The organism is Bacillus litorisediminis (genome assembly GCF_022808645.1).
GTDB classification, from domain to species: Bacteria; Bacillota; Bacilli; order Bacillales; family JC228; genus Bacillus_BF; species Bacillus_BF litorisediminis.
Map to the genome: position 1 here is coordinate 78,141 of NZ_JAKZKT010000012.1, position 12,598 is coordinate 90,738.

Annotated in this window: 12 protein-coding genes; 8 read left to right on the top strand and 4 right to left on the bottom strand. The window is 38.3% G+C overall.

What is annotated here, in order from left to right; genetic code table 11:
• Positions 1-26: 26 nt before the first annotated feature.
• Positions 27-287 (top strand): DUF1450 domain-containing protein, encoded by a 261-nt coding sequence (locus MLE14_RS08505; RefSeq protein WP_243297931.1) that lies wholly within the window; start codon positions 27-29, stop codon positions 285-287.
• 273 nt (positions 288-560) lie between these two features.
• Here MLE14_RS08505 and MLE14_RS08510 read toward each other — a convergent pair whose 3' ends face one another.
• Positions 561-1,046, bottom strand: a complete 486-nt coding sequence (locus MLE14_RS08510; protein ID WP_243297932.1) for a peptide ABC transporter substrate-binding protein — start codon at positions 1,044-1,046, stop codon at positions 561-563.
• A gap of 209 nt (positions 1,047-1,255) precedes the next feature.
• Here MLE14_RS08510 and htpG point away from each other — a divergent pair, with 209 nt between their 5' ends.
• The 7 genes from htpG to MLE14_RS08545 all read left to right on the top strand — a co-directional run bounded on the left by htpG (position 1,256) and on the right by MLE14_RS08545 (position 10,314).
• On the top strand, positions 1,256-3,169 hold the full coding sequence (gene htpG, locus MLE14_RS08515) for a molecular chaperone HtpG (protein WP_243297933.1): 1,914 nt from the start codon (positions 1,256-1,258) through the stop codon (positions 3,167-3,169).
• A 234-nt stretch (positions 3,170-3,403) separates the two neighbouring features.
• Positions 3,404-4,909 carry a class I adenylate-forming enzyme family protein gene (locus MLE14_RS08520; protein ID WP_243297934.1) on the top strand — a complete coding sequence of 502 codons (1,506 nt, stop codon included), beginning with the start codon at positions 3,404-3,406 and terminating at the stop codon, positions 4,907-4,909.
• A gap of 329 nt (positions 4,910-5,238) precedes the next feature.
• A complete protein-coding gene (locus tag MLE14_RS08525; RefSeq protein WP_243297935.1) occupies positions 5,239-6,423 on the top strand; it encodes a thiolase family protein in 1,185 nt (394 codons plus the stop codon).
• Positions 6,416-7,387 carry an NAD(P)H-dependent flavin oxidoreductase gene (locus MLE14_RS08530; RefSeq protein WP_243297936.1) on the top strand — a complete coding sequence of 324 codons (972 nt, stop codon included), beginning with the start codon at positions 6,416-6,418 and terminating at the stop codon, positions 7,385-7,387. The genes MLE14_RS08525 and MLE14_RS08530 overlap by 8 nt, the downstream gene beginning before the upstream one ends.
• Before the next feature lie 299 nt (positions 7,388-7,686).
• Positions 7,687-8,304, top strand: a complete 618-nt coding sequence (locus tag MLE14_RS08535; protein WP_243297937.1) for a DUF47 domain-containing protein — start codon at positions 7,687-7,689, stop codon at positions 8,302-8,304.
• Positions 8,305-8,317: 13 nt separating this feature from the next.
• Positions 8,318-9,316, top strand: coding sequence for an inorganic phosphate transporter (locus MLE14_RS08540; protein ID WP_243297938.1), 999 nt, complete (start codon positions 8,318-8,320; stop codon positions 9,314-9,316).
• 116 nt (positions 9,317-9,432) lie between these two features.
• Complete coding sequence (locus tag MLE14_RS08545) at positions 9,433-10,314, top strand: proline iminopeptidase-family hydrolase (protein WP_243297939.1); 882 nt, start codon at positions 9,433-9,435, stop codon at positions 10,312-10,314.
• Positions 10,315-10,730: 416 nt separating this feature from the next.
• On the opposite strand, the gene MLE14_RS08550 is transcribed toward MLE14_RS08545, so the two are convergent.
• Genes MLE14_RS08550 through MLE14_RS08560 form a run of 3 tightly spaced genes read right to left on the bottom strand, consistent with a single transcriptional unit; the run spans position 10,731 to position 12,478 of the window.
• Positions 10,731-11,870, bottom strand: coding sequence for a zinc-dependent alcohol dehydrogenase (locus MLE14_RS08550; RefSeq protein WP_243297940.1), 1,140 nt, complete (start codon positions 11,868-11,870; stop codon positions 10,731-10,733).
• Positions 11,871-11,886: 16 nt separating this feature from the next.
• Positions 11,887-12,249: a spore coat protein gene (locus MLE14_RS08555; protein WP_243297941.1), complete on the bottom strand. Its 363-nt coding sequence runs from the start codon at positions 12,247-12,249 to the stop codon at positions 11,887-11,889.
• 13 nt (positions 12,250-12,262) lie between these two features.
• Positions 12,263-12,478 carry a spore coat protein gene (locus MLE14_RS08560; protein ID WP_243297942.1) on the bottom strand — a complete coding sequence of 72 codons (216 nt, stop codon included), beginning with the start codon at positions 12,476-12,478 and terminating at the stop codon, positions 12,263-12,265.
• Positions 12,479-12,598: the final 120 nt, after the last annotated feature.

The window sequence follows — 12,598 nt, forward strand, 5'->3', positions numbered from 1 at the left end:
TAAATGAGAATGAGGGGGGCATCATAGTGAAATGGCTCTTTTCCAAAACTAACAAACGAAAAAAGCTAACCATTGAATTTTGTGAGAATAATTTAGATCGATTTCTAAAAGAAGATGATTTGCCTTTATTCAAGGAGTTTCTCAGTGAACCCCATATTACCTATAAAGAATACGATTGCCAAAGTCACTGCAAGCTTTGCAAAAAGAATGCGTATGCAATCGTTAACGGTGAATTAGTAACTGAAGCCTCTTCAAGAGAGCTGCTCAATCGTTTAAAGGAAATATAATCCTAAAGTCTATCTTAATAAAAAGGATAGGGGATTAACTATTTGAATGCAAGAGATATACCTTAAAGTCAGTTTGCTTTAATCATATAGAATAAGGGACCTTGTATTACAGGGGAAACGGGAAACAAACTTGTTTAATGATTAAAAGGCTTGGATAATACCAAGTCCTCAAAATAGTTGACTACAGATTTATTTGTTTTTTATATGCTATTCCTTAAACTCTGGCAAAGAATAGGAATTTGTTCATTGATTTCTCTTTAAATGAAAAAGAACTTAACTAATCCACGTCATTTTAGATTCTTTGACTTGCCACTTTCCATCCTTATAATGAACTGTAACCTCGAGACCTACCGCACCTAAACCAGAACGGTATTTTGATCCTTCAAAGACAATTTGATTATTCAGCTTGAAATCTACATTCTCAATTCTAAGAAGCACTCCATCCAGTACCATGGTCTCTTCATCAAAATATCCCTGTTCCTTTAATTCCTCAAATGTTGCTATTTTTACTTCAATGTTATATTTATTTTGGAAAAAACTTTTTATTTCTTCCTTATCTTGTTCCGTTACTTCAGTAAAATTACTCATATCAATTGCAATAAATTCCATTCCGCTGCTTAATGCTTCATCTTCTTGCATAATTGCTTCTAATGCAACCCGATATACTTCACCAGCCTGTTCTTTTGGATTCACTCCGTTCATGCAAGCGATAAGAAATAAGATTGTGAACAAAAAAATAGAAAAGAATTTCGTTCTCATTTGACCACCCCTTTATTCATTAGACGGAAAACGCAAAATAATGGTTTCGACTAAGTGAGCAGGAGAGCCAGAACTGTCGTATAGTCAATATTGACACCACGAACATTATATGGTATTAAAAAAATGTCAATTATTAGCACTCTGTTTATTCGAGTGCTAAACTTTTAAACAGATGTACTTCTTTCAGTGATATATGAGGAGGAGATAATATGGCCAAAAAGCAGTTCAAAGCCGAATCGAAAAGGCTGCTTGAATTAATGATTAACTCAATTTACTCAAAGCGTGAAGTTTTCTTAAGAGAGTTAATTTCAAATGCAAGTGATGCTATTGATAAGATTTACTACAAGGCTTTAACTGATGATTCATTAACATTTGATCAGGACCAATACTACATAAAAGTGATGCCTGATAAGGAAACGAGAACGTTAAGAATTATAGATACCGGAATTGGGATGACAAAAGAAGAGCTTGAAAGCAATCTTGGTACAATCGCAAAAAGCGGTTCTTTTGCCTTTAAGAATGAAAATGAAATTAAAGATGGCCATGATATTATCGGTCAATTTGGTGTCGGATTTTATGCAGCCTTTATGGTTGCTGATGTTGTAACCGTAATCAGTAAGGCATTGGGCAGTGATGTAGCTTACAAATGGGAATCAAAAGGTGCCGATGGATACACGATTAAAGAGGCTGATAAAGCTGAAGTCGGAACGGAAATCATTTTAAAAATAAAAGAGAATACAGACGACGAAAACTATGATCAGTTTTTAGAAACATATCGCTTAAGAGAGATTATTAAAAAATACTCTGATTTTATCCGATATCCAATTAAGATGGATATTTCAAAAAGAAGACCGAAAGAAGATAACAAAGACGAATATGAAAATTATATAGAAGAAGAAATTATCAATAGCATGGTTCCCATTTGGAGAAAGAATAAGTCCGAGCTAAAGGATGAAGATTACGAGAATTTTTATGCGGAAAAACACTATGGCTTTGACAAGCCGCTCAAACACATTCATATCAGTGTGGACGGAACAATCCGCTATAATGCGATTCTATTTATCCCTGAAAAAATGCCATTTGACTATTATACAAAAGAGTATGAGAAGGGGCTCGAGCTTTACTCCAATGGTGTCTTAATTATGAATAAATGCCCAGACCTGCTTCCTGATTATTTCAGCTTTGTTAAAGGAATGGTCGATTCAGAGGATCTGTCTTTAAATATTTCAAGAGAAATGCTGCAGCATGACCGCCAATTAAAACTGATAGCCAAGAACATTAATAAGAAAATTAAAAACGAGCTTCAAAGCTTGTTAAAAAATGACCGTGAAAAATATCAAAAGTTCTTTGAATCATTCGGCAGACAGCTTAAATTTGGAGTGTACAATGATTTTGGGGTTAATAAGGAAACCCTCCAGGACCTATTATTGTTCTACTCTTCCAAAGAGAGGAAGTTAGTCACTCTTGACGAGTATGTTTCCCGTATGCCAGAAGATCAAAAGTATATCTACTATGCTTCAGGAGAATCAATCGAGAGAATTGAAAAGCTGCCGCAAACGGAATTAGTTACTGAAAAAGGATACGAGATTCTATACTTTACCGAGGATATTGATGAGTTTGCAGTTAAAATGATTATGACCTATAAGGATAAAGAGTTTAAATCTGTATCAAGCGGTGATTTAGGTATTGATTCAGAGGAGCAGAGTACAAAAGCTGATCATGAGCAAAATCAAAATAAAGAACTCTTTGACTTTATGAAAAAGGTACTGACTGACAAAGTAAAGGATGTACGAGCTTCAAAACGACTCAAAACTCATCCTGTCTGCTTATCCACTGACGGTGAAGTCACAATTGAAATGGAAAAAATCTTAAATTCGATGCCTGTTGATCAAAAAGTAAAAGCTGAAAAGATATTAGAATTGAATACGAGTCATGAAGTGTTCGAATCTTTAAAGCAAGCCTTTGAATCAGATAAAGAAAAGCTAGATCTATACACGAAGGTCCTATATAATCAAGCGCTTCTGATTGAGGGATTGCCAATTGAGGATCCGGTTTCGTTTACCAACGATCTTTGCAAAATCATGGTATCTGAGCAGAAGGCACTCAGCAAGGCCGTTTCTTAACAGGAAGAATATACTTGCCCTACTCTCTAAGTGGAGTAGGGCTGTTTTTATGTAACAAAAACTATAGATAGGCAGGGGGCGGCAGTCTGGTTTAGCAATAGCTCACACTTGAAAAATCATTTGACTTTAGACCCTGCAATTTTATAATAAAGTTAAATAATGAATATTCGAACAATTGATAATTATCGTGCAATGTGCTGGTTTGATTTAATACAGTGAAAAGGAGTTGTTTTTATGTTCGTGACGGAACAATTAGCGGAGCATGCAAGGACTCAGCCGGAGAAGGTGATTACCTCTTTTAAAGGACGAGACACTACATACAAGCAATTATGGAAGCAGGCTCAGAATTTAGCCGGGTATTTTCAAGCAAAGGGCTATCAAAAAGAGGATCGCATTGCCGTCTATCTTCCTAACTCTGATTATTTTCTTGTGTGCTACTATGCTTGCCAATTAGGCGGGTATGCATTTACTCCAGTCAATACAAAGCTCGCAGCTCCAGAAGTGGAATATATTTTTACTCATTCCGAGGCTAAAGCACTTATTTACGATGAGCGTTTCGAACCTATTTTAAGCCAAATTGGTCCCGCTCTTAATCAATTTAATGATCGTTTGCAAGTTGGTGGGGAAGAAACGCTTGAGGCTGTCATATCAAACGATTCCATTCCTTTTCACGAAGTCTTAATTGAGCCAGAAGACACGACTGTTATTTTTTATACATCAGGAACAACCGGTAAACCTAAAGGGGTCATGCTAACAGCTAATAATGTTCGGGCTGTTGCGCAAATTTGGTCGGAAGCGATGGAGATCACATCTTCAGACCGAGTCCAAATTGTGACTCCACTTTTTCACTGTGCCGCCAGTCATGTATTCAGTATTCCTGTCATTTATAAAGGAGGCACGGTTGTCATTGAAGAGGCATTCTCACCAGAGCAAACATTAAATACGATGGAGCAAGCGAAAGTAACCATTTTCTTTGGTGTACCGGCGATGTATAGTATATTATTGAACACACCGAAAATGGCTGGACTTGATTTATCCTGCCTGCGTCTATTTACGTATGGTGCTGCCCCAATGCCATATGAATTAGTGAAAAAATTGAAAGCGCTTTATCCGGGTGTAAAAGTCCAAAATTTATATGGGCAAACCGAAAATTCACCAGCTGCAACCACATTAAAAGACCACTATGCACTTGAAAAAATCGGTTCTGTCGGTGAACCGCTGCCTCAAACGGAAGTGAGGGTAGTGGATGAAGACGGAAATGACGTACCAACAGGTGAAGTTGGAGAAATAGTTGTTAAAGGTCCGCAAAATATGAAAGGTTATTTGAAAAATGAAGCGGAAACCTATAAAACTCTGAAAAATGGCTGGCTCTACAGCGGCGATTTAGGAAGATTTGATGAGCAGGGCTTGCTATATATTGTTGACCGGAAAAAGGATATGATTATTCGCGGCGGCGAAAATGTCTATCCGGTTGAAATCGAAGAGGTTCTCTATCAGATACCAGAAGTTTTAGAAGCTGCAGTAGTTGGAATCCCGCATGAGGTATATGGGGAAGTGCCGAAAGCATTTATCGTCCTAAAAGAAGGAAACTCGCTGACTGCCGAAGACGTTGCAGAATTTTGCAGGACTAAACTAGCCAAATATAAGCTCCCGGCTGAAGTGAGTTTTATAGAAGCCCTTCCCCGCAATGCAAGTGGGAAAGTGCTAAAAAATCATTTGCGTGCTCATGTGGGTGTTTAAGATTGGAGTCAATTTTATCTGCATTGAAGACAGGGGTACAACGACTGCCCCTGTGTTCAGTTATTTGCATGTGAGTTCATTAATCCGGTTTCTAAGTTCGGTAATATGTACTTCAGTTCGGTTACTCGCTTCAAAAGTTCGGTAATTTGCTGCTGAATTTAATAAATCAGCCGCTAAGTTCGGATAATTAGCCCATCAGTTCGCTTATCTGGTCCTAAGATCGTTTATCTACACTTCAGTTCGGTTATTCTACCCGTATTTTTAATTTTTCGGCTCTATTATTCAATTTTTGTAATAAAAACAGTTAAAAATTAGAGAGGAGATTCCCCATGAACAACCAAGTATATCTCATTGAAGGAGCAAGAACGCCTTTTACGAGTTTTGGCGGTTCCTTAGCTGCCGTAAATGCAGAGGATTTAGGTTCCATCACAGCCTTAGAAGCATTAAAAAGAGCGAAAGTGGAGGCTAGTTCTATTGATCATGTAATCTATGGAAATGTGATCCATTCTTATAAAAATGCCGCTTACTTATCTAGACATATTGGCTTAAAAGCAGGTGTACCGAAGGAAGTTCCAGCCTACACAGTGAACCGTCTTTGCGGATCAGGACTCCAGGCTGTAGTTTCAGCCGGACAGCATATTTTGTTGGGTGAAGCTGACGTGGTATTAGCTGGAGGGTCAGAGAACATGTCGATGTCCCCCTATTCCAATTTTCAAGCAAGACTAGGCAGTATCAAATATGGTCCGCTCAATTTCGAGGATATGCTATTAAGTACGCTCACGGATGATTATGCGGGTATCGGAATGGGTATTACCACGGAAAAATTGGCAGAAAGGTATCAAATTTCGCGCGAAGAACAGGATGCATTCTCCCTGTTAAGCCAACAGCGGGCTTCAGAAGCGAGGAAAAACGGAATTTTTGCTAAAGAAATTGTTGAAGTGGAGGTGCCTAGCCGAAATGGCAGTACGTTCATTTCTGTCGATCAGCATATTCGAGAGGATGTAACAATGGCATCATTATCTGCTTTAAGACCATCCTTTAAAAAGGATGGTACTGTTACGCCAGGAAACTCAAGCGGTATTAATGATGGAGCTGCAACTGTTGTAGTAGCAAGCAAAAAAGCAGTTGATGAAAAAGGACTTACACCTCTAGTAAAAATTGTCTCATGGGGTATAGCGGGAGTGGATCCTGAGATTATGGGGATTGGTCCGGTTCCTGCCATCCGACAGGCTTTAGATAGGGCTCATTTATCGCTATCAGATATTGATCTTTTTGAAGTGAATGAAGCTTTTGCTGCTCAATTTTTAGCAGTAGAACGGGAGCTTGGATTAGATCGTGATAAAACCAATGTAAATGGCGGTGCGATTGCTTTAGGCCATCCTGTTGGAGCAAGCGGCACACGCGTTTTATTATCTCTAGCATATGAACTAAAAAGGCGAGGCGGTCAATTTGGCGTAGCGAGTCTATGTATTGGCGGAGGCCAAGGAATAGCGGTGGTTATTGAAAATGTATAATAATTTTGAATCAAAATTTAAGGACTTACGATTACCAGTTATTGTGGCACCGATGTTTTTAGTGTCAAGCCCGCAACTCGTAATTAGTGCGAGCAAAAACGGAGTCATCGGTTCGTTTCCTTTATTAAATGCGAGGACAACCGAGATTTTAGAACAATGGCTGATTCAAATTAAAGCAGAGCTGCCAAATCATCTATGGGCTGTTAATTTCATTTCTCATGAATCAAACAAACGATTGGAACCCGATCTGAATCTTATTCGTAAGTATCAGCCTCCCATCGTCATTACGTCTCTTGGCCATCCAGGCCGAGTGTTAAAAGTCGTAAAAAGCTACGGGGGTCTTGTATTCTCTGATGTAACAACAGTGAAACACGCCAAAAAAGCGGCAGAAGCTGGAGTCGATGGTCTGATTCTTGTTTGCAATGGGGCGGGAGGGCATGCAGGTAGATTGAATCCGTTTGCCTTTACTGCAGCTATAAAAGAGTTTTGGGATGGGATGATCATTCTTGCAGGTGGACTTTCTGACGGGAAGGATATATTAGCTGCGCGAATCCTTGGGGCAGATTTTGCCTACATGGGAACCCGGTTTATTGCGACTGAGGAGAGCTTTGCCCCGGATGAATATAAGGATATGGTCATTAATTCTACGATTGAAGACATTTTATATACAGATGCGTTCAGCGGAGTTTATGCAAATTATTTAATTCCTAGTATTGAGAAGGCTGGAATAGAGATTGATTGGTTAAAGCCGAGAGAAACGATTGATTTAACACATGCTACGGATGTAAAGGCCTGGAGTGATATTTGGTCCGCAGGTCATGGAGTAACCGTTGTCCAAAAAGTCATGCCTGTATTCCAACTTATTGACCAGCTAATAGAAGAATATTATGATGCATTATCGGATATAAAAGAAAAGCAAACAGCCTATGGCAATAAAAAGACAAATACAAATAGGACTTTATAAAGTCCCTGCTGATAACTCGCCTAACCAGCGAGTTTTCTTTTTTATAAGAAGGTATATATTACAAATCATGAAGAAAAATAATTCCATGACTTTCTAACGGTTTCCTCTTACTAACACATTATTATAAGTATTTAATCAGGGAATCTTTACCTTTTTTTTTAATTGAAAAATGTAAAGAAGTAAAGAGTTCTTATGTTAAGTTTTTGTAAATTTTTCGATTTATCTCTACTCTGCTTATAAGAATTTAGATATGATATAAGAGTTTGGAAATTTTTCTTTTAATAATGGGGGTTTTCATTATGGTTTTCAAAAAAAAGGACAAGTTCGCTATTCATCTTAGCAGCATCGCTTTAAATTTAAAAGAGAGTGCAGGCTACTTCGCTGATTATAAGCTGAAAAATGTCAGCGATTTAAAGATCTTCTCTGACCAAATGAAGGAGTTTGAAACCAATGGTGACAGTCTCGTTCATGAAGTGATTAAGGATTTAAACAACACCTTTATAACACCGATTGAAAGAGAAGATATTTTAGCCCTAGCCATGAGTATGGACGATGTGCTGGATGGTCTCGAACATACTTCTGCTCTTTTTGAAATGTATTCTATTACCTCTGCGGATGACTTTATGCTTAAATTTGTGGATGCTATCCGGAATTGTACGATTGAAATTGAGAAAGCGGTTGAACTGCTATCTTCAAAGAAATTAATTCAAATGAGAGAGCATGCCATTAAAATTAAGGATTATGAATCTAAATGTGATGGAATATTACGTCAATCCATTAAGCAATTATTCCATACTGAAAAAGATCCAATCCGAATCATTCAATATAAAGAGATTTATGAAGAGCTTGAAGAAATTGCAGACTCTTGTCAAAAGGTAGCCAACACATTTGAAGCCATTATAATGAAGAATGCGTAAGGAGCTTTAATTTATGGATACTGTTTTTTTATTAACGATATTAATTGTGATTGGGGCTATTGCGTTCGACTTTATTAATGGATTTCACGACACAGCCAACTCAATTGCAACATCCGTATCTACGAAAGCATTGAGACCCAGACAAGCCATCTTGCTGGCAGCGATTATGAACTTTATTGGGGCTATGACATTTACAGGAGTAGCTAAAACGATTACAAAAGGTATCGTCGATCCTTTTACTCTCGAAAATGGTACAGTTGTTATTTTGGCTGCATTACTTGCTGCTATTAGCTGGAACTTAATTACTTGGTATTACGGAATTCCAAGTAGTTCTTCCCATGCACTAATAGGATCGATTGCTGGCGCATCGATTGGTGCAGCTGGTTTTGGAGCTTTAAACTATAACGGATTTTTAGAAATTTTGGCTGCACTTATTATTTCTCCTGTTCTTGCTTTTGCAGTGGGATATATCGTATACAGCATTTTTAAAGTTATTTTTAAAAATAATAATCTGTCTAAGACCAACAGGAACTTTAGGGCAATTCAAATAGGTACAGCTGCCTTGCAAGCCTATTCCCATGGTACAAACGATGCCCAAAAAGCGATGGGGATTATCACAATGGCTTTAATTGTCAATAATTATCAATCTACCGATGAAGTTCAAACTTGGGTTCAAGTTTCCTGTGCGCTTGCAATGGGTTTAGGAACATCAGTTGGAGGATGGAAAATTATTAAAACAGTTGGCGCAAAGATTATGAAAATCCGCCCTGTAAACGGTGTTGCAGCTGATCTTACTGGAGCTGCTATTATATTTGGTGCAACGTATATTCACTTGCCCGTCAGTACGACTCACGTTATCTCATCTTCCATTCTTGGAGTCGGTGCCGCCCATCGATTAAAAGGAGTAAAGTGGGGCACAGCCCAAAGAATGTTAATAACCTGGGTTATTACTTTGCCGGTTTCCGGAACATTAGCCGCCATTTTTTATATGATTTTAAATTTATTCTTTTAAAAAGCTGTTGTTTTAACAGCTTTTTTTGTTGAGAAATCAATTTGTTTTTGCCTATTATTTCTCTGCTAGTTTATTATATATAATAAAAACTGCACATAAGGGAAAGAGGAGAGATTATGACAGTTCAAGAGGGTTTTGTTCCAGTTACAGGCGGTAAAGTCTGGTATCAAATTCACGATACTGGGGTAAATAGAACACCTGTTATTGTTCTACACGGGGGGCCAGGTTCTTCGCACTATGCCATGCAAGGCTTACGAATCTTAGCCGAAAATCGCCCAGTTATTTTTTATGATCAATTAGGATGCGGGAAGTCAGAACGTCCGACTAATCAATCACTATGGCGGATTGACCGTTTTGTCGAGGAGTTTGCACAAATAAGAAAGGCACTCTCACTTGATGAGGTCCACATATTGGGGCATTCTTGGGGAACAACTCTTGCAGCTGCGTACATGCTAACAAATCCAACTGGCGTAAAAAGTGTGATTTTTTCTAGTCCATGTTTAAGTGCACCTCGCTGGGCAGAAGATCAAAAACGAAATCGAGAGCATTTGCCTGAAGAGGTCCAAGCTGTGCTTGCAGAATGTGAAGAGGCTGGAACCACTGATTCAGAGGCTTATAAAAAAGCGACGGCTGAATTTAATAAACGATTTGTATGCCGCATGGACCCTATGCCTGAATTTTTAAAAGAAGGGGCGCAATACAAAAATCCTGAAATCTACAATATAATGTGGGGTCCTTCTGAATTTCACGTAACTGGAAATTTAAAGGATTTTGATTGTACCTCACGTTTGAAGGAAATTTCAGTTCCTACCCTTTACACTTGTGGCCGGTTCGACGAAGCTACTCCTGAATCAACAGAGTATTTTAGCAGTCTGACACCGAATTCTAAATTCCATGTTTTTGAGAATAGCGCGCACATGCCTTATTTGGAGGAAAGAGAAGAGTTTGTGAGAGTGGTAAATGAGTTTTTGACGGGTGTTGACGAAAGTAAATTATAATGGAATTGAAAGGAGGCTATCCATTTTTGGATAGCTTTTCATTTTTTTGATTTAACAGGAATATTATAAAAATTATGGTAAAATGCAGGGTGAAAGGGGGAATGGGGTATGGAAACATTCGGTCGAGGCTGTTTATATATCTTAATTGGAATTGGGTTATAATGTGTTAGCCTTGCTGTCGCAAAGTACGATTCATATACCTTGGTTCATAGTTATTCCTTTAATTGTATTGGCGTTTTGGGCCGCAAGCAAAAAAACAAATTAAAAAAGAGATGACGATAGATAGGTGTTGTTACAAATCCGTTTATTATAACAGTTACTTGGTGCTTTAATGTTCCTTTCCTTCCGCTCCATATTAATGGCTGACAGTAACCAAGACTAAGTAATAAAACTCAGTCCAATAAAGGGCTGAGTTTTTAATGTGGTTTTAGTATTACTTTTATACAATTATCTGTTTTGGTGTCAAAGAGTTCATATCCTTTTTTCGCTTCTTCTAATGGCAAATGATGAGTTACAATGTCGGCTAGATTTACTTTACCTTGGCTAACCAGCTCATAAAGATGAGGAATAATAGGAATGACATGAGCTTGTCCCATTCTCATCTGAATATTTCTCTGAAAGAAATCACCGAGTGGAAATGCATTATATCTGCTTCCATAGATTCCGGTTAATTGAACAGTTCCGCATTTTTTAACAGCCTGTGCAGCAGTTACAATCGCACCCATGGATCCGCCGTGCAGCTTTAAACCGGTTGCTAAAAATTCCATAGGTGTCATTTTTCCGTCCATTCCTACACAGTCTATAACAACGTCGGCACCTCCGTTTGTCATTTCTTTTAAGTGCTCTCCAATATACTGTTCAGACTCAAAGTTCACGATTTCAACTTTATTGGTTCTCTTCGCATGTTCCAGTCGGTAATCGACATAGTCAACAGCAATAACCCGTTTTGCACCTTTTAGCCATGCAAATTTTTGAGCTAATAAGCCAACCGGTCCACACCCAAGAATAATGACGGTATCCCCATCCTTAACTCCTGCATTTTCAACACTCCAGTAGGCAGTCGAAGCGGCATCAGCAAGTAACACTAACTGGTCATCTTCAACCTCGCAGTCTTCAGGCAGACGAAACGGAGTAAAATTCCCATAAGGAACCCGTAAATACTCAGCCTGACCCCCTGCATATCCGCCAGCCGTTTCCGAATATCCAAAATAGGCTCCCATCTCTCCATGAGGGTTTGCTTCATCACATTGGCTTGTGTACCCATTTTCGCAGTACCAGCAGTGGCCGCAGCTAATATTAAATGGGACGATGACCCGATCGCCTTTCTTCACCTTCTTTACATCGGGGCCGACTTCCTCAACAATTCCTATAGGTTCATGCCCAATAATAAAATTCTCTGGCATATTTGGTACCATTCCGTGAATCAAATGCAAATCTGACCCGCAAATCGCAGAAGAAGTTACCTTGATGATGATATCATCGGCTTTTTGAATTTTTGGATCTTCCACTTCTTTTACTGCAACATTTTTAATTCCTTGATAAGTAACAGCTTTCATCATTTTGGCTCCTTTTTTATTGGTACGGGGTGGCAAATGTTCCAAGCCGATCGGTATCAATTGGATATAGGTTCATCTCGGCAATACTGAGTGCCATGTCAGCGGATTTCCAATCGAGTTCTACCTGTTTGCCTATATCATGCGGATAAAGCCAGCCTTTTGCCAGCATCAGATCCGTTACTTCTGTGTGTAAATCAATTGCTTTTTCCATTTGATTAAAAAGAACTCTTCTTAATTGCGGACTCGCGGTTTCAGTTATAGCAACTGCATAGTAACGAATCCCGGTTTTAATAGATGATAAAAGATCCATCGCAAAGGCAGAGTCTGCCATTTTCGGCATTCCTTCTGCATACTTAGGATCTAAATAATCCTGATTCATTGATTTCACCTCACTAAGAAATATGTGTTCGAGCTCCTTCATAAAGACTTTTTAATTCTTTTAAATCTTCAATTGATTGCTGCACATCTTTTTCCATAAGTGCCTTTAAATCATTATCAAAGCAAATACCTTGCATTAATTTAGATTTCATTAAACAAATCGTTTTAAAATTAATGAGCTCATGAGTATCCATTGTTTCATGAAATGCAAGCTTTGTGTGTTGTTCCATTTTCTATCACCCTCCATTGTAAACATGTTTAATTTTCCATTGTTCGAATCAATTCATTCTATTAACAGATCAATTTATAGTGAAATGGTTCTTCCCACATTTGTCATAATATTCCTTTAT